Source organism: Paraburkholderia bryophila (assembly GCF_013409255.1).
GTDB lineage: Bacteria > Pseudomonadota > Gammaproteobacteria > Burkholderiales > Burkholderiaceae > Paraburkholderia.
The window spans coordinates 3319427-3344976 of record NZ_JACCAS010000002.1; the positions used below are offsets into that span (position 1 = coordinate 3319427).

At 61.7% G+C, this 25550-nt stretch carries 20 protein-coding genes; 14 read left to right on the top strand and 6 right to left on the bottom strand.

All coding sequences use genetic code 11. From position 1 onward, the window contains the following. Positions 1-30: 30 nt before the first annotated feature. On the bottom strand, positions 31-618 hold the full coding sequence (gene betI / locus GGD40_RS35685) for a transcriptional regulator BetI (protein WP_179713604.1): 588 nt from the start codon (positions 616-618) through the stop codon (positions 31-33). 275 nt (positions 619-893) lie between these two features. Here betI and fdhA point away from each other — a divergent pair, with 275 nt between their 5' ends. Further along, positions 894-2093: a formaldehyde dehydrogenase, glutathione-independent gene (gene fdhA / locus GGD40_RS35690; protein WP_134965141.1), complete on the top strand. Its 1200-nt coding sequence runs from the start codon at positions 894-896 to the stop codon at positions 2091-2093. 52 nt (positions 2094-2145) lie between these two features. Here fdhA and GGD40_RS35695 read toward each other — a convergent pair whose 3' ends face one another. Continuing rightward, the gene (locus tag GGD40_RS35695) at positions 2146-4032 is read right to left on the bottom strand and encodes a hypothetical protein (protein WP_179746885.1); all 1887 of its coding nucleotides are present in this window, start codon (positions 4030-4032) and stop codon (positions 2146-2148) included. A 338-nt stretch (positions 4033-4370) separates the two neighbouring features. After that, on the bottom strand, positions 4371-5366 hold the full coding sequence (locus GGD40_RS35700; RefSeq protein WP_035557010.1) for a GlxA family transcriptional regulator: 996 nt from the start codon (positions 5364-5366) through the stop codon (positions 4371-4373). Positions 5367-5823: 457 nt separating this feature from the next. Here GGD40_RS35700 and GGD40_RS35705 point away from each other — a divergent pair, with 457 nt between their 5' ends. The 10 genes from GGD40_RS35705 to GGD40_RS35750 all read left to right on the top strand — a co-directional run bounded on the left by GGD40_RS35705 (position 5824) and on the right by GGD40_RS35750 (position 18376). After that, positions 5824-7098 (top strand): serine hydroxymethyltransferase, encoded by a 1275-nt coding sequence (locus GGD40_RS35705; RefSeq protein ID WP_179746886.1) that lies wholly within the window; start codon positions 5824-5826, stop codon positions 7096-7098. 18 nt (positions 7099-7116) lie between these two features. After that, the gene (locus GGD40_RS35710) at positions 7117-8088 is read left to right on the top strand and encodes a dipeptidase (protein ID WP_179746887.1); all 972 of its coding nucleotides are present in this window, start codon (positions 7117-7119) and stop codon (positions 8086-8088) included. Positions 8089-8137: 49 nt separating this feature from the next. Continuing rightward, positions 8138-8674, top strand: coding sequence for a DUF5943 domain-containing protein (locus GGD40_RS35715; RefSeq protein WP_179746888.1), 537 nt, complete (start codon positions 8138-8140; stop codon positions 8672-8674). Between the two features lie 80 nt (positions 8675-8754). Then, complete coding sequence (locus tag GGD40_RS35720; RefSeq protein ID WP_179746889.1) at positions 8755-10818, top strand: NADH:flavin oxidoreductase; 2064 nt, start codon at positions 8755-8757, stop codon at positions 10816-10818. A 2-nt stretch (positions 10819-10820) separates the two neighbouring features. Next, the gene (locus GGD40_RS35725) at positions 10821-12734 is read left to right on the top strand and encodes a (Fe-S)-binding protein (RefSeq protein ID WP_179746890.1); all 1914 of its coding nucleotides are present in this window, start codon (positions 10821-10823) and stop codon (positions 12732-12734) included. A 4-nt stretch (positions 12735-12738) separates the two neighbouring features. Beyond that, positions 12739-13926 carry an electron transfer flavoprotein subunit alpha/FixB family protein gene (locus GGD40_RS35730; protein WP_179746891.1) on the top strand — a complete coding sequence of 396 codons (1188 nt, stop codon included), beginning with the start codon at positions 12739-12741 and terminating at the stop codon, positions 13924-13926. Beyond that, positions 13923-14714, top strand: a complete 792-nt coding sequence (locus tag GGD40_RS35735; protein WP_179746892.1) for an electron transfer flavoprotein subunit beta/FixA family protein — start codon at positions 13923-13925, stop codon at positions 14712-14714. Before GGD40_RS35730 ends, GGD40_RS35735 begins: the two co-directional genes overlap by 4 nt. Positions 14715-14787: 73 nt before the next feature. Beyond that, on the top strand, positions 14788-16101 hold the full coding sequence (locus tag GGD40_RS35740) for an aromatic ring-hydroxylating oxygenase subunit alpha (protein WP_179746893.1): 1314 nt from the start codon (positions 14788-14790) through the stop codon (positions 16099-16101). Positions 16102-16134: 33 nt separating this feature from the next. Next, positions 16135-17382 (top strand): hybrid-cluster NAD(P)-dependent oxidoreductase, encoded by a 1248-nt coding sequence (locus tag GGD40_RS35745; RefSeq protein WP_179746894.1) that lies wholly within the window; start codon positions 16135-16137, stop codon positions 17380-17382. A gap of 133 nt (positions 17383-17515) precedes the next feature. Continuing rightward, entirely contained in the window at positions 17516-18376 is an 861-nt protein-coding gene (locus GGD40_RS35750) for a glycine betaine ABC transporter substrate-binding protein (RefSeq protein WP_179746895.1), read from the top strand. A 119-nt stretch (positions 18377-18495) separates the two neighbouring features. Here the strand turns inward: GGD40_RS35750 and purU are convergent, their stop codons facing one another. Both purU and GGD40_RS35760 read right to left on the bottom strand, forming a co-directional pair. Further along, the gene (purU, locus tag GGD40_RS35755; RefSeq protein ID WP_179713589.1) at positions 18496-19371 is read right to left on the bottom strand and encodes a formyltetrahydrofolate deformylase; all 876 of its coding nucleotides are present in this window, start codon (positions 19369-19371) and stop codon (positions 18496-18498) included. Positions 19372-19544: 173 nt separating this feature from the next. Then, entirely contained in the window at positions 19545-20459 is a 915-nt protein-coding gene (locus GGD40_RS35760) for a choline sulfate utilization transcriptional regulator (RefSeq protein ID WP_179713587.1), read from the bottom strand. A 176-nt stretch (positions 20460-20635) separates the two neighbouring features. Between GGD40_RS35760 and betC the strand changes: the two genes are divergently transcribed. The 3 genes from betC to GGD40_RS35775 all read left to right on the top strand — a co-directional run bounded on the left by betC (position 20636) and on the right by GGD40_RS35775 (position 24587). Next, complete coding sequence (gene betC / locus GGD40_RS35765) at positions 20636-22174, top strand: choline-sulfatase (protein WP_179746896.1); 1539 nt, start codon at positions 20636-20638, stop codon at positions 22172-22174. Positions 22175-22214: 40 nt separating this feature from the next. Then, positions 22215-23168 (top strand): choline ABC transporter substrate-binding protein, encoded by a 954-nt coding sequence (locus GGD40_RS35770; protein ID WP_179746897.1) that lies wholly within the window; start codon positions 22215-22217, stop codon positions 23166-23168. 267 nt (positions 23169-23435) lie between these two features. Further along, positions 23436-24587: a porin gene (locus tag GGD40_RS35775; protein ID WP_179713580.1), complete on the top strand. Its 1152-nt coding sequence runs from the start codon at positions 23436-23438 to the stop codon at positions 24585-24587. A gap of 148 nt (positions 24588-24735) precedes the next feature. Here GGD40_RS35775 and GGD40_RS35780 read toward each other — a convergent pair whose 3' ends face one another. Then, on the bottom strand, positions 24736-25509 hold the full coding sequence (locus GGD40_RS35780; RefSeq protein WP_179746898.1) for a CerR family C-terminal domain-containing protein: 774 nt from the start codon (positions 25507-25509) through the stop codon (positions 24736-24738). Positions 25510-25550 lie beyond the last annotated feature (41 nt).

Here is a 25550-nt window from a genome sequence, read left to right on the forward strand (position 1 = left end):
GACTTGCTCCTTGCTGAAGAGTGGACTGGTCTAGCCGCGTGCCGCCAGCACCAGATCGATATATTCATTGGCCACGCGCAACGCCGCTTTGGTGTCGAACGGTTCGCCCGACAGCGCGCCGCGCAGCCACAAGCCGTCGATCAGTGCCGCGAGGCCACTGGCCGCGCGGCGTGCCGCCGGACGCGAAAGCGCTTTCGAAAAATCCGCGCACAGATTCGAGTTCAGCCGCCGCGTGTTCACGTACTGCAAGCGCCGCAATTGGGGCTTGTGCATGCTCTCGGACCAGAACGCGAGCCAGGTTTTCATCACCGGACCGCTGGTTTGCTCCGAGTCGAAATTCGCGGCGACCACCGCGCGCAGTTTCGAGCGCGGGTCGGCCTTCGCTGCGCGACGGCGGCGCGACGTGGCTTGCCACAAATCGCGCAACACGTGCCGCATGGTGGCTTCGAGCAACCCGTCCTTGTCGCCGAAATAGTGGCTGACGATGCCGGTGGAAATGCTCGCGCGCTGCGCCACGGAAGCGAGCGTGGCGCCCGCGAGACCAGTCTGGTCGATCGTGAGCAGGGTGGCGTCGATCAGTTGCGCGCGACGGATTTCGCGCATTCCAAGTTTGGGCATGGCGCTGGCAGTAACCGGGCAAAAACAGGGCAAAAGGCGGGCACGTGTCGTTTCGCCCACCGGGTCGATGGGGCATGTTAGTTTTTTTATATTGAACGGTCAATCAATAAAAATCGCCTTGCATCAACGTGGACGTGGCTTTCGGCGGCCGTGTCGGTTCCGGTCAAACTCATGTCGCGTTGGACCCCAGTGCTTTGTTCAGCGGGCGCTACGCTCGTTGAACGGCGTGCCGCGCGAGAGTCGGTCACGCCGCTCACAAGACATGGAGACAGACAATGAGCAGCAATCGCGGCGTCGTGTATCTCGGGCAGGGCAAGGTGGAAGTGCAGTCGATCGATTTTCCGAAGATGGTCGATCCACGCGGCCGGTCGATCGGCCACGGCGTGATCCTGAAGGTGGTGAGCACGAATATTTGCGGCTCCGATCAGCATATGGTGCGCGGCCGCACGACCGCCGAAGTCGGCCTCGTGCTCGGTCATGAAATCACCGGCGAGGTGGTCGAAGTGGGCCGCGATGTCGAGACACTGAAGATCGGCGATCTGGTCTCGGTACCGTTCAACGTGGCCTGCGGGCGCTGTCCGACCTGCAAGGCGCAGCACACCGGCGTGTGTCTGAACGTGAACCCGTCGCGTGCGGGCGGCGCGTATGGCTATGTGGACATGGGCGGCTGGATTGGCGGCCAGGCCGAATACGTGCTGGTGCCGTACGCGGACTTCAACCTGCTGAAATTCCCCGACTACGCGCAGGCCATGTCGAAAATCCGCGACCTGACGTGTTTGTCCGACATTCTGCCGACCGGTTATCACGGTGCGGTGATGGCGGGCGTGAAGCCGGGCGCGACCGTTTATATCGCGGGCGCGGGGCCGGTGGGCATGGCGGCGGCGGCTTCCGCGCGACTGTTGGGCGCGGCCTGCACGATTGTCGGCGATATGAACGAGGCGCGGCTCGCGCATGCGCGCAAGATGGGTTTCCAGACGATCGATCTGTCGAAAGACGCCACGTTAGCGGAGCAGATCGAGCAGATTCTCGGCAAGCCGGAAGTGGATTGCGCGGTGGACTGCGTGGGCTTCGAAGCGCATGGTCACGGCAGCAGCGGTTCGCATGAGGAAGCGCCGGCTACCGTACTTAATTCGCTGATGGAAATCACGCGGGCGGCGGGCGCGATCGGCATTCCCGGCCTGTACGTGACGGACGATCCGGGCGCGGCCGACGCCGCCGCACGCAAAGGCGCGCTGAGCATCCGCTTCGGACTAGGTTGGGCGAAGTCGCACTCGTTCCATACGGGGCAAACGCCGGTGATGAAGTACAACCACAATCTGATGCAGGCGATTTTGTGGGACCGCTTGCCGATTGCGGATATTGTCAACGTGACGGTGGTGTCGCTGGATGATGCGCCGGAAGGGTATCGCCAGTTCGACGGTGGCGCGCCGCGGAAGTTTGTGATCGATCCGCATGGGTTGTTGAAGGCGGCTTGATGCGCGGAGCGGAGCGCAGTGGCGGGCGTCGCACAATCGGACGCTCGCGTGCCTATCCCGGCGTTTGCGGAAGCGCAGCCGCCGCATCTCTGGTGGCCAGCAAGGCGGAAAGGCTCGCGTTCTGGTTTGCCTTGAGCTCTTTCGTTATCTGACCGAGCGCGTGTTGCTGTCGATCGAAAAACTCGCGGGGATTGCGCAAGGTCGGGTAGCGGTGAAATGCGTCGAGGAACGCCGACAAGACCGTCTTCAGGTAAAACTCCAGGTTTGCGCAGAGTAGCGTCGCATCGACCACACGCTGCGCGCTATGCACAATATCGCAGCGTGCCCGGTAGATTCGCTGCACATGCCAGCGTAGTCGCCGTTCGTGATTGCGTAGCGCGTCCGCAACTTTCTGATGGGTTGCAATCATGCCGAGGAAGCGCCGGGTCCGAATCCAGATGAAAGGGCGCGGTCGGCACGCGTCTTCCACCGCCCGCTTCATGGCGGCGTCCTGTAGAAGGGCGTAAAAAGTTGATAGCCCCATGCTGCCCAGTTCCAGCGGCTCGTCCGCGGCGTCGCGCAAATTGATCTTTAGATCGACCAGCGCCGAGCGCAGCGCCGCGAGATGCTTGGGCAGATAGGACATGGCCACTGTCGGCACGAGGGAGTTCTCGACACCGTCGCCGATGCCTCCGCCGCCACCGCCGATACCCTTGACCAGGAACTCGACGGCAGTCCACCAGTTGACTAACTTGTTCTCGAAATTCGACGTCTCGGCGCCAACCCGATACAGCCTGAACGTCGAATAGATACGGTCCTTCGCATCCATTGAAAGTGTGCCGCTGCCAACCAACTCCTGGAGGCGTTGCATAAACGCCTCCAGTTGCTCCGCCGTTAGTGACGAATCAGGATTGGGGACCGTTCCTGGCAGGGCTAGCAGCATGTGCTTGTCCTTCTTCGCCAGCAGGAAACTGTTGGCGAGCTGGACGTTCTTCCGCTCATAGTCGTAGCGGACAACATCGAGGACCTGACCGATCCGGTCACCCGCGACCGAACCCGCCATGCGGCCGTCCTGGGCGTGCGCCGTCGTTGTGGCGAAGAGTCGTCCGCCGCTGGCCGATGCATAGCGGCGCACGTAGTTGCTCGATTTCGGCCCGATGTCCGGAGGCTGTCTGTTGAACTCGATGTCGCCCACGCGGGGAGGAAATTGATCAGGCTTGCTGACGTTGCTGATCGAAAACGTGACCCGGTAGGGTTCGGGCTGTGCGCCAAGCCGCTGGAACACCGCCGCGAGCGCTTCCTTGAAGATGTATGGTGACGCGTCTGTTGCTGTCTCAACCTGGGGCAGCAACATGAGGCGATACAGCATGAAGAGCGACTCGAAACTCCAGCCCTGGTTAATCAGGGTGCTCAACAACATCGACGTGACGTTTTCGATTTCGCTGAGTTTTGTCTCAATGTTCTCAAGATCAGATGAGTCGCCTAAGACAGATAACTCAAGCTCCAGCCACGACACGCAGCGGGAGATGAAATGGTCCTCGAGCGCCTTTTCCAGTTCTCTTCCGAACGCGTCGATCAGCGAATGATGTTTCGCGAGTGCGGCGCCCCAGGCTTTCAGCGTCTTCGAGTCGTCCGCATCCTGCCCGTTTTGCTTGGGTTTTGCTTCCGTCAGAAGGGCAACAAGGTGGCCGGCGGATACGCGAAACACATCTTCTGACATGACCATAGGATCGGTTAGGATTTCTACGGCCTCGGCCGTGACGCGACCGACATCGCTGTCGCTTGCATGTCCACCGTCGACCATGCGGAGCAGTTCGCGCACGATGTTCAGTGGGTTCATCGCACGCACACGATACGCATCGAGCGACGCCTCATGCACGAGGTTGAACCAGCATTCGCAAAAGAAATGCTGGCGTGCAGTCAGGCCATGCTGCTGCTCGATCCGTTGATCAATTCGCATCGACTTGCCGCCTGAAAAGAAAAAAGTTATTCTAACGGCTCAGTCGGCTGACAATGAGCCGACAACGGAAAAAAGGGGTTAGGGCTTGTTGGCCTGGACGTGTTCCGCAGCTTTCTCCGCCCCACCTATATAACGGCCCGCTCAAATAGCGGGCCGTTTTTTTTGGTGAAGCGTAGGGCTACACTTTGTTGGTAGACCAGATCGATTCCTTAACGCAAAAATAAGACCGTTGCTTCAACCGAACCCACAAAAACAAACGCGTTGAACGGTGTCCCGTTCAACGCGTTTGTTTGTGGCCTTGGCTTTTGCGACCAAAGCCGCTCAGGTCTAAGCCAAACTCAAGCCGCCATCACCGGCATCGCCGCCAGCGAAGGCGCCTGCTTGCGCCGCTCACGCGTGGGCGCCGTACCGAACGCATCGCGATAACTCTTCGAGAAATGGCAAGCCGACTGGAATCCGCACGCCATCGTGATGTGCATGATCGACATATCGGTCTGCAGCAGCAATTCACGGGCGCGCCGCAAGCGCAGCGTCAGATAGTAATGCGTCGGCGTCATCCCCAGGTGTTCGCGGAATAGCCGTTGCAATTGCCGTTGCGACATCCCGGCGAGCCGCGCGAGCTCTTCGCGCGAGAGCGGCTCTTCGATGTTGTTCTCCATCAGCGAGATCACTTCGAACAGCGACTTGTTGGCCGAACCGAGCCGCGCCACCAGCGGCATTTTCTGTTGCGCGCTGGTGTCGCGCACATGTTCGACGATGAACTGCTCGGCGATCTGCGTGACGCGCGCCGTGCCGACGCGCGGTGCGATCAGGTTCAGCATCATGTCGAGCGGCGCGACGCCACCGGTACAGGTCACGCGATCGCGGTCGATCACGAATAGCTCTTTCAGAAAGCGCGTATCGGGAAACTCCTCCTTGAGCGCCGACATGTTCTCCCAATGAATCGCGCACGCGTAGCCGGCCAGCAGACCGGCGCGCGCCAGCGCATAGGTGCCCGTGCACAGGCTGCCGAGCACGCTGCCCATGCGCGCGAAACGGCGCAACGCGGACAGGTGATCCGGGGTCGTCGCGCGTTGTACGTCGATGCCGCCGACCACGAACACGATATCCGGTTGGCCGACGCATTCGACCGGACCGGTGTCGACCGAGAGACCGTTGCTCGCCGCGACCGGACCGCCGTCGGGACTCACGATCGACCAGCGGTAAAGCGTTTGCCCCGTCAGATAGTTCGCCATGCGCAGCACTTCGATGGCGTTGGTGAACGCGATCATCGTGAAGTTGGGGAGCGGCATGAATGCGAAATGCGACAACGACGCCGTGCGATCGGTGGACATGGGAGGAATGATTCCTTCGAATCTGTAATGTCGCGTCGCCGTGGGGAGCGGCGACTGCTGCAATTCTGAGGACTAGCGCAACTACCGTGCCATCAGGCTAAACCCTCGGTTGGCTGCCGAATGGCCAGGAACACTCAACGAACGGCACCAGAACGGAGCCCGACAAGACGGTTGGCGCACCCGAAGCGCGCACGACGTTCAGGTGCAGTGCAGCATGAGCGAGCCGCGGACGTCGTTCGGCAGGGTGCTTGCCGTGAGCGGCACGCTCGGCGATCCTCGCCGACTTGTCGAAAAAGGACGCGGATGGCGGAAAAGGCAAAGAACGCGTCTGAATTCGTAAATTGACGCGCGGGGCGAACGTCAAGAATAGACCCAATGCAGAGCGGCGACAGCGCGGCGCAAACACCGCACCGGGCGGCGCTCACGGCCCTTCCGTCAACGACTTAACGGACTTTCCATGTCGAACCCGAATCCCTTCTTCGAAGAACCGCTGGCCACCCGCGACGCGGCCGTGCGCGGCGCCATTCTGAAAGAACTCGAGCGCCAGCAGTCGCAGGTCGAACTGATCGCGTCGGAAAACATCGTGTCGCGCGCGGTGCTCGAAGCGCAGGGCTCGGTGCTGACCAACAAGTATGCGGAAGGGTATCCGGGCAAGCGTTACTACGGCGGTTGCGAATACGCGGACGTGATCGAAACGCTGGCGCTCGATCGTATCAAGCAACTGTTCAATGCGAAATTCGCCAACGTGCAGCCGCATTCCGGCGCGCAGGCCAACGGTGCGGTGATGCTCGCGCTGGTCAAGCCGGGCGACACGATCCTCGGCATGTCGCTGGACGCGGGCGGCCATCTGACGCACGGCGCCAAACCGGCCATGTCGGGCAAATGGTTCAACGCGGTGCAGTACGGCGTGAAGCGCGACACGATGTTGATCGACTACGAGCAGATCGAAGAACTCGCGCAGCAGCACAAGCCGGCTTTGCTGATCGGCGGGTTTTCCGCTTATCCGCGTGAGCTCGACTTCGCCCGCTTGCGCAAGATCGCCGACGGCGTCGGCGCGAAGCTGATGGTGGACATGGCGCACATTGCCGGCGTGATCGCGGCGGGCCGTCACCAGAATCCGGTGGAACACGCGCATGTGGTCACGTCCACCACGCACAAGACCTTGCGCGGCCCGCGCGGCGGTTTTGTTCTGACGAATGACGAGGACATCGCGAAGAAAATCAACTCCGCCGTGTTCCCCGGCTTGCAAGGCGGTCCGCTGATGCATGTGATCGCCGGCAAGGCGGTCGCGTTCGGCGAAGCGCTGCAGCCGGGTTTCAAGACCTATATCGACAACGTACTCGCCAATGCGAAGGTGCTCGGCGAAGTGCTGAAAGAAGGCGGCGTCGATCTGGTGACCGGTGGCACGGACAACCATCTGCTGCTGGTCGATCTGCGGCCGAAGGGCCTGAAGGGTAATCAGGTGGAGCAGGCGCTGGAACGCGCGGGCATTACCTGCAACAAGAACGGCATTCCGTTCGACGCGGAAAAGCCGACTGTCACCTCCGGCGTTCGCCTCGGTACACCGGCGGGCACCACACGCGGCTTCGGCGTGAGCGAGTTCCGCGAAATAGGGCGCCTGATCGTCGAGGTGTTCGACGCGCTGCGCGATCACCCGGAAGGCCATGCCGCTACCGAACAACGCGTGCGCCGCGAGATTTTCGCGCTGTGCGAACGCTTTCCCATCTACTGAGCACGCCTGGAGCGAACCATGAGTACTCTGCACGACAACAGCATCATCATCGACGGTCTGAACATTTCGAAGTTCGAGCGCTCGGTGTTCGAAGACATGCGCAAGGGCGGCGTGACCGCGGTCAACTGCACGGTGTCGGTCTGGGAGAGCTTTCAGAAGACCGTCGACAACATTGCCGAAATGAAGCAGCAGATCCGCGAGTACGGCGAGATGTTGACGCTGGTGCGCACCACCGACGACATTCACCGCGCGAAGAAAGAGAACAAGACCGGCATCATTTTCGGTTTCCAGAACGCCCATGCGTTCGAGGATAACCTCGGCTATATCGAGGCCTTCAAGGACCTCGGCGTGAACGTGGTGCAGCTCTGCTACAACACCCAGAACCTGGTGGGCACCGGTTGCTACGAGCGCGACGGCGGCCTGTCCGGTTACGGTCGCGAGGTGATTCAGGAGATGAACCGCGTCGGCATCATGGTCGATCTCTCGCACGTGGGCGGCAAGACGTCTTCTGAAGCGATCGCTGCGTCGAACAAGCCGGTGTGTTACTCGCATTGCTGCCCGTCGGGACTGAAAGAACACCCGCGCAACAAGAGCGACGAACAGTTGAAAGAGATCGCCGACGCGGGCGGTTTTGTCGGCGTGACGATGTTCGCGCCGTTCCTCAAGCGCGGTCCGGACGCGACCGTCGACGACTATATCGAAGCGATCGAATACGTGGTGAATCTGATCGGCGAAGACCAGGTAGGGATCGGCACCGACTTCACGCAAGGCTATAGCACGGAGTTCTTCGACTGGATCACGCACGACAAGGGCCGCTATCGTCAACTGACGAACTTCGGCAAGGTCGTGAATCCCGAAGGCATTCGCACGATCGGCGAGTTTCCGAACCTGACGGCCGCGATGGAACGCGCCGGCTGGAGCGAAACGCGCATCAAGAAAATCATGGGCGAGAACTGGGTGCGCGTGTTCGGCGAGGTCTGGACAGTCTGATTTTCGCGCTGGCCTGCAACCCCCACACGTAAAAAAACGGAACCCTCACATGCAACCGCAACTGCCTATCAACGTCGATCCGGACACCGGCGTCTGGACCACCGACGCGCTGCCGATGCTGTACGTGCCGCGCCATTTCTTCACGAACAATCACACCGCCGTCGAAGAAGCGCTCGGGCTCGATGCGTACGCCGAGATTCTTTATAAGGCCGGCTACAAGTCCGCGTATTTCTGGTGCGACAAGGAAGCCAAACAGCACGGCATTGCCGGCATGGCGGTGTTCGAGCACTACCTGAACCGCCTGTCGCAACGAGGCTGGGGTCTGTTCAAGATCACCGAGGCCGATCCGTCCAGCTCGCACGCGCGCATTGAATTGCATCACTCGTCGTTCGTGCTCGCGCAGCCGGACAAGGTCGGCAAGCTTTGCTACATGTTCGCGGGCTGGTTCGCGGGCGCGATGGACTGGGTCAACGACACCGCGCCGGACAGCGCGCGCAAGGGTCCGCCGTCCCATTCGCGCGAAGCGCAGTGCGCGGCCGAACACTACGACCATTGCGTATTCGAAGTGTCGCCGCTCGCGGCGTAGTACCTGACTGACGCGTTTATCACGACGCCGACAAGCGCACGGCAGAGCGCAACAAGCTATTTATTCCGAGGTCGATCGCGATGCGTTACCCGAACCTTTTCAAGCCTCTCACGCTGAATCAACTGACCTTGCGCAATCGCATCGTCAGTACGGCGCACGCGGAGGTGTATGCGGAACCCGGCGGCTTGCCCGGCGACCGTTATATCCGCTACTACGAAGAGAAGGCGAAGGGCGGCGTTGGCCTCGCCGTGTGCGGCGGCTCGAGTCCGGTATCGATCGACAGTCCGCAAGGCTGGTGGAAGTCGGTCAATCTGTCGACCGACAAGATTATCGATCCGCTCGCGCGGCTCGCCGAAGCGATGCACCGGCACGGCGCGAAAATCATGATTCAGGCCACGCATATGGGCCGCCGTTCGGCGTTTCATGGCGAGCACTGGCCGCATCTGATGTCGCCGTCCGGCGTGCGGGAACCCGTGCACCGCGGCAACGCGAAGATCATTGAAGTGGAAGAGATTCGCCGCATCATCCGCGACTTTGCCGCGGCGGCGAAGCGCGTGAAAGATGCGGGCATGGACGGCGTCGAAATCTCGGCGGCGCACCAGCATCTGATCGATCAGTTCTGGAGCCCGCGCACCAATTTTCGCACCGACGAATGGGGCGGCTCGCTCGAAAACCGTCTGCGCTTCGGCACCGAAGTATTGAATGCGGTGCGCGAAGCCGTGGGCGCGGATTTTTGCGTCGGCCTGCGCATGTGCGGCGACGAGTTCCATGAAGACGGGCTCGATCATGAACAACTGAAAGAGATCGCTCAGGCAATGAGCGAAACCGGCCTGATCGATTACCTCGGTGTGATCGGTTCGGGTGCGGATACGCACAACACGCTCGCCAACTGCATGCCGCCGATGGCGCTGCCGCCCGAACCGTTTGTTCACCTCGCCGCCGGTATCAAGTCGGTCGTGAAGCTGCCGGTCATGCACGCACAGAGTATTCGCGACGCGGGCCAGGCGGAACGGCTGCTCGCGAGCGGCATGGTCGATCTGGTCGGGATGACGCGCGCGCAGATCGCCGATCCGCACATGGTCATCAAGATCCGCGACGGCCGCGAGGACGAAATCAAGCAGTGCGTCGGCGCGAATTATTGCATCGACCGCCAGTACAACGGGCTCGACGTGCTATGCGTGCAGAACGCCGCGACGTCGCGCGAAGAAACCATGCCGCACGTGATCGCGAAGACACGCGGACCGAAGCGCAAGGTGGTAGTGGTCGGCGCCGGGCCGGCAGGACTGGAAGCGGCGCGCGTCGCGAAGTCGCGCGGGCATGATGTCGTGCTGTTCGAGAAGAACGACTACGTAGGCGGTCAGATCATGCTGGCCGCGAAAGCGCCGCAGCGTGAACAGATGGCGGGCATCGTGCGCTGGTTCGATATGGAAACGAAACGGCTCGGCGTGGACCGCCGTCTCGGTGTCGCCGCCGACGAAAAAACCATCATGGCCGAGAAACCGGACATCGTGGTGCTGGCCACGGGCGGTTCGTCGTTCACGTCGCAGGTCGCGGCGTGGGGCGTCGACGAAGGGCTCGCCGTGAGTTCGTGGGACGTGCTGTCCGGCAAGGTTGAACCCGGCAAGAACGTGCTCGTGTACGACGGCGTCAGCACGCACGCCGGCGCGGGCGTCGCGGATTTCATGTCGAGCCGCGGCTCGAACGTCGAGATCGTGACGCCGGACGTGAAGGTTGCCGACGACGTGGGCGGCACCACGTTCCCGATTTTCTATCGCCGGCTCTACGCGCAAGGCGTGATCCACACGCCGAATTACTGGCTCGACAAGGTCTACGAGGAAGACGGCAAGAAGATCGCCGTGATCCGCAACGAGTACACCGAGGAGCAGGAAGAGCGCGCGGTCGATCAGGTGGTGATCGAAAACGGCAGCACGCCGAACGACGAGCTGTACTGGAAGCTCAAGCCGGAATCGGTGAATCTCGGTCAGGTCGACGTGCATACGCTGTTCGCGTCGGAGCCGCAGCCGTCGCTTAGCGAAGAACTGGGTAATGGCCGCTTCCTGCTGTTCCGTGTCGGCGACTGCATTTCCATGCACAACATTCACGGCGCGATTTACGACGCGCTGCGCCTTTGCAAGGATTTCTGACGATGAGCCCCGTGTTTGTCATCACCGTCCTGCTGTGGTTGTCGGTGGCGGGTCTGGCGTTCGCGCTCGTCAAACGCGCCGCTTACTGGCGCGAAGGCCGCGCCACGGCGGCGGGCGCGTATGGTTGGACCCATCTGCTGACGATTCCGAAACGCTACTTCGTCGATCTGCATCATGTGGTGGCGCGCGATCCGTACATCGCGAAAACGCACGTGGCCACGGCGGGCGGTGCGATTCTCGCGATGGCGCTGGTGTTCGTCAATTACGGGCTGGCGATCTACTCGCCGTGGCTGGATAAGCTGATTTTTCTGGCCGCGCTCGTGATGCTGGTCGGCGCGGTGTTCGTGTGGCGTCGCCGGCATGGTGCGAAAGCGGTGCCGGCGCGGCTCTCGCGCGGGCCCTGGGATCATCTGCCGCTGTTGCTCGGGTCGTTCGCGCTGGGGCTCGTGCTGTTCATCGCATTGCCTGCGGCTGCTATGTCGGGTGCACTGGCTGTGGTCGTCGCGCTGCTGATTGCAGCAGGCGCATTCACGATGACGTTTGGCGCAGCCCGTGGCGGTCCGATGAAGCATGCGATGGCGGGCTTGCTGCATCTGGCGTTTCATCCGCGTCAGGAACGCTTTGCCGAACGCAACGACAACGACGTCGTGCCGCCGACTGCCCTGAAGGTGCCGCTGCTCGACGCGAAAGAATACGGCGTCGGCAAACCGGTCGAGTTTCGCTGGAACCAGTTGCTTAGTTTCGACGCGTGCGTGCAGTGCGGCAAGTGCGAGGCGGCTTGTCCTGCGTTCGCCGCCGGTCAGCCGCTCAATCCGAAGAAGCTGATTCAGGATCTGGTCACCGGCATGGTGGGCGGCACGGACGCCGATTACGCGGGCAGCCCGACGCCCGGCATTCCGCTCGGCAAACACGCCGGCGCGCCGGGAAAACCGCTGATTTCCACGCTCATCGAAGCAGACACGCTGTGGTCCTGCACCACGTGCCGCGCTTGCGTGCAGGAATGCCCGATGCTGATCGAGCACGTCGATGCGATCGTGGACATGCGCCGCAATCAGACGCTGGTGGAAGGCAGCGTGCCGGGCAAAGGCCCGATCACGCTCGCGAATCTGCGCGAAACCGGCAGCTCGAACGGTTACGACATCGGCGCGCGTTACGACTGGGCGGTCGATCTGCAAGTGCAGGTCGCGCAGCCGGGGCGCCGGGTGGAGGTCTTGCTGATCGCCGGCGAAGGCGCGTTCGACATGCGCTATCAGCGCACACTGCGCGCGCTGGTCAAGGTGCTGAACCGCGCGGGCATCGACTACGCGGTGCTGGGCGGCGTCGAAACCGACACCGGCGATACGGCCCGTCGTCTCGGCGACGAAGCCACCTTCCAGCAACTCGCCCGCAAGCTGATCGGCACGCTTTCGCAGTACTCGTTCGGCAAGATCGTCACGGCCGACCCGCACGTGCTGCATAGCCTACGCAACGAGTATCGCGCGCTGGGCGGTTTCTACGAGGTGCAGCATCACACCGCGCTGATCGACGAACTGGTCACGAGCGGCAAGCTGTCGCCGCGAGCGGTCGCCGCGCTGGCGGAACGCAAGATCACCTATCACGACCCGTGCTATCTGGGCCGCTATAACGGCGAAACGGAAGCGCCGCGCCGCCTGCTGAAGAGCATCGGCATCAAGGTGGTGGAAATGGAGCGCAATGGCATGCGCGGACGGTGCTGCGGCGGTGGCGGCGGTGCGCCGCTGACCGATATTCCCGGCAAGCGCCGCATTCCGGACATTCGTATCGACGACGCCCGCACGATCGGCGCGGAGATCGTCGCGGTGGGCTGCCCGAATTGCACGGCCATGCTCGAGGGCGTGGTCGGCCCGCGTCCGGAAGTGCTGGACGTCGCCGAACTGGTTGCAGCAGCGCTGGAGTAACGCGATGAATACGCTCAAACGAATCGATCCGCGCCGGCCGTTCACGATCACGGCAGAGGGACTTAAACGCATCACGCTGGGTATGACGGCGGACGTGGCTGGCTCATTGGAAGTGGTTGCGTCAGCGTCCGGTGCGGCGCACCGCGATCAGGTCAAAGCGCGCCGTACGACGGCGGCGCCGCAGCGCGTGCTACTGGTGGCCGCCCATGCCGACCGTGGCGCGCTGGACGATCATGCGCGCCAGACGTTGGCTGGCGCCGCGTTGATTGCGGACACGTTGACCGAAGTCGTGCTGCTCGTGTTCGGTGAATTCACTGGCGACGCCGCCGCGCTCGGCGCCGACAAACTGATCGAATTGCCGATGTTCGACCGTCGCAGCTTCGCACCGGTCGACGAACTGAACGCGCTGGCCGCGTGCGTGGCCGCGTATGCGCCGGTGCATGTTTTCCTGCCCGATAACGCCACCGGCGACGGCGATCTCGGCCGTCGTTACGCAGCCGCTGCGAATGCTAGCGTCGCGACGCATGTGGTCGAGATCGACGCTACGCATGTCGCTTCTTATGTCCACGCGAATACGGCCTTCGCCGCGCGTTCGCTGCCAGACGTGGTGCTGCTCGCGCCGAATGCGGTCGAACCGAAGTTGCCTTTCGTCGGCGCAGGCGAACGGGTCGTCTGGCGTTTCGACGGTGCATCGTCTGGCGCTGGCGGTAGGGAAAGCACGGTGCGCGATCTCGGCATCGAGGAAATCGACGCCGCACAACTCGCGCTGGAAGAAGCGGATTTCATCGTCTCGGCCGGTAACGGCGTGAGCGACGTGCCCGCGTTCGAGCGTCTCGCGGCCACGCTGGGCGCCGCTATCGGTGCGAGCCGTGTCGCCGTGGACGACGGTAAATTCACCCGCGACAAGCAGATCGGCGCGACCGGCAAGACGGTTGAAGCAAGCGTGTATATCGCGTTCTGTATTTCCGGCGCGGTCCAGCACTTGCAAGGCATCAAGGATTGCCGTCATGTGATCGCGGTGAACCTCGACGCCAGCGCGCCGATCGCCAAGCGCGCGAATCTGACCGTGATCGCGGATGCGCAGGAAACCATCGCGGCGCTCAATGAAGCGGCTGCCGCCGCGCGCAACGCACGCGGCACTGGCGCTGCGCTGTTGAATTCATCCGCTGTTGCCGAAGGAGCGCTCGCATGAAGATCGCCGTGCTGGTTTCCGTGGGCCGTCATCCGGTCAGCGGCGTGGCGCGCTACAGCCGCAACGACGCCGCTGCGCTGACCCTGGCGCTCTCGCTCGTCAAAATGCACAAGGCGACGCTCGACGTGTTGCACGCGGGCGATCCATCCAATCCCGCGTTGCAGGAGTATCTGGCGCTCGGCGCACGCTCGGTCGAAGTGCTTGAAACACGCGCTTCCGACGGTGTGCAAGCCGACGCCGCGTCCCCGCTCGCCGCGCGTCTGCGGGGTTATGACCTCGTGCTGACCGGCACGCGCGCCGAAGGCGCGTTCGATAGCGGCGTGCTGCCGTACCGCGTCGCCGCTGCGCTGGACATGCCGCTAGTTGGCGCCGCAGTCGACGTCACGCTGCGCGACGGTTGCGCCGAAGTCCGCCAGTTCATGCCGAAGGGGTTGCGCCGACGCGTCGAAGTGCGCTTGCCCGCGCTGATCGCCGTGCATCCGCTGGCCAATGCGACGCCGACCTACGCGTATGCCCGTTTGCGGGAAGGCACGATCCGCCCGGTCGCCGCGTCGACGGTAGTGAATGCGGACGCAACCAACCCCGACAACCTCGCCTGGACGACCCGCCCGGTGACTGCCAAACCGGTGCGCCTCGCCGCCGCCGAAAAGCGTTCCGGCCACGCCCGCATGCTGTCGGCGACGACCACCGAAAGCCGCGGCGGCAGCGTCGTAATTGAAGGGAGTTCCGTCGAAAAAGCACAAGTGATTCTGGCGTATTTGCGCGAGCATCAACTCGTGGATTACTGATTTCCGGTTCGGGCGAGCATGCGACCAGGAGGGCCTGGCGCAGCGCCAGACGTGACATGCAACGGAGCACACAATGAAAGTTTCGGCAGACGTTCGCGCAATGATCGAACGCCGTAAAAAGAATCACACGCTGGAAGCGCCGTTCTATACGAGCGAGGCGATTTTCGCGCTCGATATGGAAGCGATTTTCCGGCAGCACTGGATTCAGGTGGCAGTGGAACCGGACGTGCCGGAGCCGGGCGATTACATCACGGTGGAGATCGGCCAGGATTCGATCCTGATTGTGCGTGACGACGATATGCAGGTGCGGGCGTTTCATAACGTCTGCCGCCATCGCGGCGCGCGGCTGTGCAATACCGACAAAGGCTCGCTCGGCAATATCGTCTGCCCGTATCACAGCTGGACGTATAACCTGAACGGCGATCTGATGTTCGCCGAGCACATGGGCGAGCAGTTTGATCGCTGCAAGCACAGCTTGAAATCGGTGCATGTCGAGAATCTCGCGGGGCTCATTTTCATTTGCCTTGCAGAGAATCCGCCCGCCGATTTCTCGGTGATGCGCGCCGCGATGGAGCCGTACATGCTGCCGCACGATCTGGCCGGCTGCAAGATCGCCGCGTCGATCGACATTATCGAAGACGGCAACTGGAAGCTCACGATGGAGAACAATCGCGAGTGCTATCACTGCGTGGCGAATCACCCTGAGTTGACCATTTCGCTTTACGAATACGGCTTCGGCTATCAGCGCACGCCGGCCAACGAAGAGGGCATGGCCGCGTTCGAGGAAACCGTGGCGCGCCGCACCGCGCAGTGGGAAGCGATGAAGCTGCCTTCGGCTGAGATCGAACGGCTTGCCGATCTGGTGACGGGTTTCCGCACGCAACGTCTGCCGCTCGATCGCGACGGCGAATCGCAGACGCTGGACGCGAAAGTGGCGTCGAAGAAACTGCTCGGCGGTTTCGAGCAGGCCGATCTTGGCGGTCTGTCGTTCTGGACCCAGCCGAATTCGTGGCATCACTTCATGAGCGACCATATCGTCAGCTTTTCGGTGATTCCGCTGTCGGCCGGTAAAACGCTGGTGCGCACCAAGTGGCTCGTCCATAAAGACGCGCGCGAAGGGATCGACTACGACGTGAACAATCTGACCGCTGTGTGGCGCGCCACCAACGACCAGGATCGCGCGCTCGTCGAGTACTCGCAACGCGGCGCGACCAGTAGCGCGTATGAGCCCGGCCCGTATTCGCCGTTCACCGAAGGCCTCGTCGAGAAGTTCTGCGAGTGGTACATCGGCCGCATGGCGGATTACAGCAATGCGCCCCAAACCCATGAAGCCGGCGATGCTACGCCGGCTTCGCACGGCGAAAAAGTCGTGTCTTTCATGCGCTGAGCGCGATACCGCAACCAGGAGCGGGAGAAAACAATGATGCGCGATCAGGCGACGTTTCAGGTCAGCCCCGAGTCAGCCCCAAGCCGCGCGGAGAACCGTGTCACGCAGCCGCGTTTCTGGGACGCGCTGCCGGCGCGCTGGGACAGTGACAGCGACGACACGCTCGTGTGCTGCCAGGTTCGTCAGGAAACGCACGACGTGAAGAGCTTTTTCTTTCGTGCGCCGTCCGAACGGGCTTTCGTGTTCGAACCCGGGCAGTTCATTACGCTGGAACTGGAGATAGACGGCGAGTCGGTGAATCGCTGCTACACGATCTCGTCGCCGCCCACGCGGCCGCACACGATTTCGATCACCGTGAAGCGCGTGCCGGGCGGCAAGGTGTCGAACTGGCTGCATGACAATCTGCAGGCGGGTTCGCCGGTTCGCGTGCTTGGACCGTCGGGTGAGTTCACCTGCGCGCGGCATCCGGCGCGCAAGTTTCTGTTTCTGTCGGCGGGATCGGGCATTACGCCGCTCATGTCGATGAGCCGCGCACACCACGAACTCGGCGAAGATAGCGACATTGTGTTCGTGCACAGCGCCCGCACGCCGGACGACATCATCTTTGCGCGCGAGCTGGATCTGATCGCGTCGAATCAGGATCGCTTCCGTACGGCATTTGTTTGCGAGCGGCTCGGTGCGCGCACGAATTGGCCTGGTGTGACTGGGTTTCTGAGTTTGCCGTTGCTCAAGCTGATTGCGCCGGACTTTATGGAACGCGAGATTTTCACGTGCGGTCCTGCGCCGTACATGCAGGCCGTGCGCAATCTGCTCGATGAGGGTGGCTTTGATCGCGGGCACTACCACGAGGAAAGTTTTTCGTTCGAGACCGTCAGCGAAGTGGCCGCGCAATTGACGACCGCGCATGTCGCGGATGCGTTGCAGAACGGTGCAGCCAGCGCGGAGAGTTTTGTCGAGGCGCGTGAGCAGGCGCTCGGTTTCGCGCCGGAGGTTGCGCCTGCCACAGTAGAAACGGAAACGCGTTTCAAGGTGAGTTTCGCCAAAAGCAATCGCGAGATCGAATGCGGCAGCGGCCAGCATGTGCTCGACGCGGCAAAGAAAGCGGGCGTGCGTTTACCAGCGTCGTGTACGCAAGGCATGTGCGGCACCTGCAAGGTCAAACTGGTGTCCGGCGAGGTATCGATGAAGCACGCGGGCGGCATTCGTCAGCGGGAAATCGATCAAGGTATGGTGCTGTTGTGTTGCAGCAAACCGCTTACGGATCTCGTCGTCGATAAGTAAGACAAGACGCGCCAGTGCGTGGGCAAGTCGAAGTCGCGTGTGGACAACTCAACGTCGTAAAACAACGCTACCCGGCAATTCTGGCTGGCGATTCTAAATGCTCATTGGGTGGATTGGGAACGGGAGAACGGCGATGAGACTGATCAAAAAGATACTGGTGTTGAGCGCGATGAGCGCGGCGCTGGTGGCCAGCAGCGTGAGCGTGGTGTCGGCGGATACCAAGCCGACCATCAAGATCGGTTACGTGGAAGGCTGGGACGATAGCGTCGCGACGACGAACGTGGCCGCGCGCGTGATCGAGAAACGCCTCGGTTATCAGGTGACGCTCGTGCCGGTCGCGGCCGGTGTGATGTGGCAAGGCGTGGCGCGCGGCGATCTGGACGCGACCCTGTCGGCGTGGTTGCCGGTCACGCACGGCGCGTACTGGAATAACTTCAAGGACAAGGTGGTCGATCTCGGGCCGAACTTCAACGACGCGAAAATCGGTCTGATCGTGCCGGACAATGTCGACGTCAAAACCGTGGGCGATCTGGAAGCGAAGAAGGCGGAGTTCGGTTCGCGCATTGTGGGTATCGACGCCGGTGCGGGCGTGATGCAGAAGACCAGCGAAGCGATCAAGGCCTATGGGCTCGATTATCAGTTGATGCCGAGTTCGGGGAGCGCGATGACGGCGGAACTGGCGCGCTCGGAAGCGGCAAGCAAGCCGATCATCGTGACGGGCTGGAAGCCGCACTGGATGTTCGCGAAGTACAAGCTTAAATTCCTCGACGATCCGAAGAAGGTGTTCGGCGACGCGGAGCATGTGGATAGTGTCATCAATCCGGAGCTCGAAAAGAAAGCGCCGACGGTAGTCGCGTTTCTTAAGAAGTTCCAGTGGAAGCCGGGCGAGATCGACAGCGTGATGCTGGCCACGCAGAACGGCGAGAAGCCGACTGCTGCCGCGGATGCGTGGATTAGCGCGCATGGCGATCGGGTGGATAGCTGGGTGAAGTAAGATTTTGTGTGAAGGAACCGTCGCTGTTGGAGCGTGGCGGTTCGCAAAAAACGCCGCTTTTTAGCACGCCGCTTTTTAGCGGCGTTTTCGTTTGTTGAAGCTATCGGCGGCTATTGACGTTATTGCAGCACGACTGTCCGGTCGCCGTTGATAAACACCCGCCGCTCGATAAACGCCTTCACCGCACGCGCCAACGTGATGCTCTCAACGTCGCGCCCGGTGGCCAGCAATCGCTCCGGACTGTACGAATGATCGACGCGCTCCACGACCTGCTCGATGATCGGGCCTTCGTCGAGATCGTCGGTCACAAAATGCGCGGTGGCGCCGATCAGTTTGACGCCGCGCGTATGCGCCTGGTGATAAGGCTTCGCGCCTTTGAAACCAGGCAGAAACGAATGATGAATATTGATCGCTCGCGCCGCCAGCGCACGGCTCGTTTCACCGGACAGAATCTGCATGTAGCGCGCGAGAATCAGCAATTCCGCGCCGGATGTGTCGAACAGATCGAGCAGACGTGCCTCTTGTTGCGGCTTTGTGTCCGCCGTGATCGGCAGATGATGAAACGGTAGCCCGTGCTGCTGTGCGAGCGGTTCGAGATCGCGATGATTCGAGCCGATGCCGACAATATCCATTTTCAGCTCGCCCATTCGCCAGCGGAACAGCAGATCGGCGAGACAGTGCTCCAGCTTCGAGACCATGATCAACACTTTCGGGCGCGTGCCGACGTCGTGCATGGCCCACGTCATCCGGAAGCGCTCGGCAATCGGCTCGAACTCGCGTTTGAGCGATGCGGCGTGCAGCGTTTCGTTATGGCCTGCACCGTGGAACACGCAGCGCACGAAGAAGCGCTCGCTGAGATCGTCGTCGAACACGGTCAGTTCGTCGATATAGCAATGATGCCGGTCGAGAAAGCCGACGACAGCGGCGACCTGGCCCGCCGCGCTCGGACACGCGACGGTGAGAACCAGTTGATCGGGACGGGAATCGGCGGACATGCGCTCTCCACATAAACGATAGAACGATGCCGCAGGGCGCGGCATGCATCATCGCAGTAGAGCAAATAGGCGGCATGTGCGGATAGAAGCTAACCGCCGTTGCGCTGGAATGGGCGCGCCAGGTCCATGTTCGCAGACTGAGCGGGCTGAGCTGACTGATTCAATTCAAGCGCTCATTCCGTATCGAGTCCGCATTCGCCGAGCAGCCACTGGCGGAATGCGTTGATCACCGGTGTCGCCGCGCGCTGCGTGACGAGCAGATAACCGCGCTCCGTGACGACGGGCGCATCGAACAGTTCGACGAGTTGCCCGGTCGCTAGTAGTTCGTCGACGAGCGGCGCCCAGCCCAGCGCGACACCCTGGCCCATGATCGCCGCGTGCGCGACCAGCGTGAAGCTGTTGAACGTGATGCCGCGATGCGCGGCCGGTGTGTCGAGAGCGTGCGCGGCGAACCAGTCGGCCCACGACAGCCAGCGCGCCGGTTGCGTGGGTTCGAGATGCAGCAGCGGCACGCCCGGCAAGTCGGACGGCGTGCGCAATGACGGATGCGCGGCGAGAAAGGCCGGGCTGCATACCGGCATGACGTGCTCGGGGAAGAGCTTCACCACGCCGCGCGCGGTCCAGTCCGCGTGCGCGTCGCCGAAAGCGATCGCAATGTCCGCCTGATCGTGCGACGGATCGAACACGCTCTGCGACGTGATGATTTTCACGTCCACGTCCGGCATCAGCGCCTTGAATTGCGACAGACGCGGCATCAGCCAATACGTGGCGAAGCCGAAGTCGGTGGAGAGCGTGAGCGTTTGCGGTGTGCGCCGCGCGCGGATCTCGGTAGTCGCCGCGCGGATCGTGTCGAGTGCATGGCGCACCGCTTCGAACAGCCGCTCGCCGTCTTCCGTCAGCGTGACGCCGCGATGGCCGCGCTCGAAGAGCGGCGCACCGAGCGCTTCTTCCAACTGCACGACGCGCTGACTCACCGCCGGTTGCGTCGAACCGAGTTCCCGGGCCGCGGCCGTGAAGCTGGCGAGACGCGCGGCGGACTCGAACATGGTCAACGCCTGCATAGGCGGCAAGCGATCCTGCCTCGACATAACGCCCCCTTATAGACACATAACGAATTGCCGTCTTCACAGCCGCGAATTGGACGGCAATAGTGGTGCTCATCGCGGTGGCCAGAACAGCGCGTGGCACATTGCGCGCGACGCCTGCCGGCTTCTTGCACCGCTTCTTGCACCGACACTTGCGATTCTATTCGAGGCGCACTCCCATGCTTGACACCAAAAAGAATATTCTCATTCTGATGGCCGATCAGATGACGCCGTTCGCGCTCGCCGCATACGGCCATCCGCTGACGAAAACCCCCAATCTCGACCGTCTCGCCAAACAGGGCGTGGTATTCGACTCCGCCTATTGCGCGAGTCCGCTTTGCGCGCCGTCGCGGTTTTCATTTCTGTCGGGCAAGCTGCCTTCCGCGATTGGCGCTTACGACAATGCAGCGGAATTTCCGTCGCAAACGCTGACGTTCGCGCATTATTTGCGCGCCGAAGGGTATCGCACGATTCTGTCCGGCAAGATGCATTTCTGCGGCGCCGATCAACTGCACGGCTTCGAAGAGCGGCTGACCACCGACATCTATCCGGCCGATTTCGGCTGGACGCCGAACTGGGACGACTTCAATTCACGGCCGAGCTGGTATCACAACATGAGTTCCGTGCTCGACGCCGGGCCGTGCGTGCGGACCAATCAACTCGACTTCGACGACGAAGTCACGTTCACCACGCGTCAGAAGCTCTTCGATATCGCGCGCGAACGTCATGCCGGCAAAGATGCACGGCCGTTCTGCATGGTGGCCTCGTTGACGCATCCGCACGACCCGTACGCGATTCCGAAAAAGTACTGGGACATGTATCGCGACGAAGATATCGCATTGCCCACGCATCGCGATTCGTTCGATGAAGCGGACGCGCATTCCAGGCGCCTGCGCCACGTGTGCGAAACCGACCGCACGCCGCCCACCGATCAGCAGATCCGCAACGCACGCCGCGCGTACTACGGCGCGATCTCCTATGTCGACGACCAGTTCGGCGCGATTCTCGACGCGCTCGACCAGTCCGGACTCGCGCAAGACACGGTGATCGTCGTCACGTCGGATCACGGTGAAATGCTCGGCGAACGCGGGCTCTGGTACAAGATGACGTTTTTCGAGGGCGGTTGCCGCGTTCCGCTGATCGTGCATGCACCGCAGCAATTCGACGCGCACCGCGTGCAGAGCTCGGTGTCACATCTCGATCTATTGCCGACGCTGGTCGAACTGGCCCGCGGCGAAACGCCTACCGAGTGGCCTGATTCGCTAGATGGCCAGAGTCTCGTGCCGCATCTTCTCGGTACGCACGGCGGTCACGACGAAGCGATCGGCGAGTACCTTGCCGAGGGCGCGATTGCGCCGATCGTGATGCTGCGGCGCGGGTGTTTCAAATTCATTCACACGCCGGTCGATCCCGACCAACTCTACGATGTCGACGCCGATCCGCTGGAGCGCAAGAACCTCGCGGCACTTGCGGAATACGCGTCACAGGTCGCCGCATTGCGCGAAGAAATCGTGCAGCGCTGGAATCTCGATACGTTGCACGACGAAGTCCTGCAAAGCCAGCGGCGGCGCCGATTTCATTTCGAGGCCACGACGCAGGGCACGGTGGCGTCGTGGGACTGGCAGCCGCATGTGGACGCGAGCCAGCGGTATATGCGCAATCACATCGACCTCGACACGCTCGAAGCGATGGCGCGTTTTCCCGCTGTTGTCCGTTGATACCAGAATGCCTTATCGATCTCACCTACAGGAAGCCGACATGATGAAAAACCTCTTCAAACAGGCGGTATACGGCGTGGCGCTGCTTTGCGCGGCGACGACCTTCGCGGCGGCTGCCGAGCCGCAGTCCTGCACGCAGGTCAATATGGCGGGGCCGGGCTGGACCGATATCGATGCGACCAATGCAATGACCGGCGTGCTGCTGAAGGCGCTCGGCTACAAGCAGAACGTGGCCAATCTGTCGGTGCCGATCACCTACCAGGGCTTGAAGAAAGGTCAAATCGACGTGTTCCTCGGTAACTGGATGCCGGCGCAGGCGCCGGTCGTCAAACCGTTCGAGGAAGAGAAGTCGATCGAGGTCGTGCATCCGAATCTGAGCGACGCGAAGTTCACGCTTGCGGTGCCGGATTACGTAGCGGCTGCGGGTATTCACTCATTCGCGGATCTCGCAAAGAACGCCGACAAGTTCGACAGCAGGATCTACGGTATCGAGCCGGGGTCGCCGGCCAATCAGAACATCAAGAAGATGGTCGACGACAAGGCCTTCGGACTCGGTAGCTGGAAGCTCGTCGAATCGAGCGAAACCGGCATGCTCACGCAGGTGGAGCGAGCGGTGCGCGAGAAGAAGTGGATCGTGTTTCTCGCGTGGGAGCCGCATCTGATGAACACGAAGTTCAAGCTGACCTATCTCGACGGCGGCGATAAGTACTTCGGTCCACACTACGGCGGTGCGACCGTCAATACGGTCGCGCGCAGCGGCTATGCGGAGCAGTGTCCGAACGTGGGGCGTCTTTTCAAACAACTCACGTTCAATGTCGATCTGGAAAATGGCGTGATTACCGAAGTACTGGAGAAGAAGACCGGCGTGGATGCCGCGGCGACCGAAGCGCTCAAACGTCATCCGGAATTGTTAAAGACCTGGCTGGATGGCGTGAATACCGCTAATGGCGCCAATGGCTTGCAAGCCGTGCAAACCGCACTCGGCGTGAAGTAATGATGAAGTAGTGGCTTGAAGGTCGCTGAGCGACAGATTCATGTCGCTTCCGGTCGAATCAAACTAAATCTGGACCCGTATTCTTGTCCCGTCGATACCGCTTCGTCTGGTCAACGAAGTCATCGACGCCGGCCTCCGCCGTTTCAGTCAGTCTCAACCGGTTTCGAACTGCCCGTCATGCGAGAAGCGCGGCGCGCTGGGTTACAGCGCGCGGCAGGGATCGCTTTATCCAACGAAATAAGCAGGCAAAGAGCAGGGGAGAATCAGATGAAGAAGAGCAATGCCGTTAGCCTCTCGGGACTCGCCATCGCGGCGAGCGCCGTATGCGCATCGACGGCGGTCCACGCACAAAGCAGCGTCACCCTGTACGGCATTCTGGACGCCGGCATTACCTACGTGAACAATGCCGGTGGCGCGCATCAGTACAAATTCGACGACGGCGTGTCGTACGGTAACCGGATCGGCTTCAAAGGCACGGAAGATCTCGGCGGTGGATTGCAGGCGATCTTCACGCTCGAATCGGGTTTCCACCTGGGTAACGGGCAATATGCATTCGGTGGCGCGGAATTCGGCCGCCAGGCGTATGTCGGTTTGAAAAGCAGCAAGTGGGGTAGTGTCACGCTGGGCAACCAGCTCGACATGACGAATGAGTTCGTCGCGATCTACAACATCTCTGCCTGGGCGAGCGGTTATGCGATCCACCAGGGCGACTTCGACCGGATGAATGGCGACCGGCTGCCGAATTCGCTCAAGTACATGTCGCCTGACTGGTCGGGCTTCTCGTTCGGCGGTATGTATTCGTTCGGCAATACCGCGGGCGACTTCCATCAGAAGAGCGCGTGGAGCGTGGGCGCACGCTATGAGCACGCGGCGTTCAACATGGGCGCGGCCTATACGCAGTTGAACAATCCGTTCGGTATTTACGCGTTCGATCCGTACGCGATGATCGGCACCAAGACCTTCCTCGGCCAGCCGACCGTTTCCGTCAATCCGACGACCGGGGCGGTAACCGATCTGTTTAGTGCGTCGTCGTTCCCGGTGGACAAGCAAGGCGCGTTTGCAGTCGGCGCGGCGTATACGATCGGCAAAGTCATGCTGAGCGGTGACTTTACGTACACGACCATCAAGGGCCTCGGACAGACCTCGCATATGCAGGTCTATGAAGGTGGCGCGTCGTATTCGTTCACGCCGGCGTTGATGCTGTACGGCGGCTATCAACACACGAGCTTTGAAAGCAACCACTGGAATCAGGGCTCGCTCGGTCTGCACTATCTGCTGTCCAAACGTACCGACGTGTATGTCTCGGGCGATTATCTGCGGGCGTCGAATGGCGTGAATGCGGTGATCGGCTATAGCTTCACGCCGTCGACGTCGAACACGCAGTCGGACGTGCGGATCGGGATGAAGCATTCGTTCTGATGCGGCAGGTTCTTGCCGTGCTGTAGCGACGCCGGAATAGGGCGTTCAGAAGGGCGGTGTGTTGCGATTCGTTCGGTGCGGTGGACGAATTGCAATACACCGCCCTTTGTTCGTGCACGCTGTGCAGCATTCGAAACAGCGCGGCGGCTCAACTCCGCTTGCGCGATCTGGCTTTGCTCGCAGCGGGGATAGTAGGCGTAGCGGCCGCCGCGAGCGCTTCGTCGCGTTCCCGGCTCCAGTGTTCAAGCAGCGTGCGTGTCTGGTCACGCACGGCCGACTTGAGTTGTTCGGCCTTCTCGGCATCGATGTTCTTCCAGCCAAGCATCGACAACGTCGAGCGATGCGCGACGTGAAAAATCACCAGTTGCCCATGCAGACTGAAGCTGCGGATCAGTGTCAACGGGTCGTTGGCGGCACGTCCGGTAATTCGTGCGAGAAGCGCCGCGCTCGCATCGTTTAACGGCTCGCGGATCTTGCAGGCCAGAATCTGCGTCGCGCTTTCGGGTTCGTAGCCAGCCTGCTCGCGGGCGAAGAACATCCGCCGGCCGGGCTTGTTCGCTTTCTCGAAGGTGCGGTCCGCCATCACGTCCTGAATGCGCAGGTAGGCGTCGATCAAGGTCGCGGTGTCGGCGTTCTCACGCACCACTTGCTGCGCATGCTCGATGGCCGGCCCGAAGGTCTTCAAGGCGTCGTCGGCGAGTGCCTCGACGCAAGCGCGATACACCCCTTCCTTATTCTCGAAGTAGTACTGCAGCGCGGGCGCGTTGACGCCGGCGCGCGCCGCGATCTCGCGCGTCGACGCGCCTTCGAAACCGTGTTCGCCAAACAGCTCGACCGCCGCCTCGATGATTCGATGACGCGTTTCTTCGCCGCGCGCATAGCCGCCTACCGGCGAGTGCCGCAGTCTTTTTGCGGTGTTCATGCGTTGTTCTCCGCCTCTCTTTTCTTCATTACGTTCGTAAG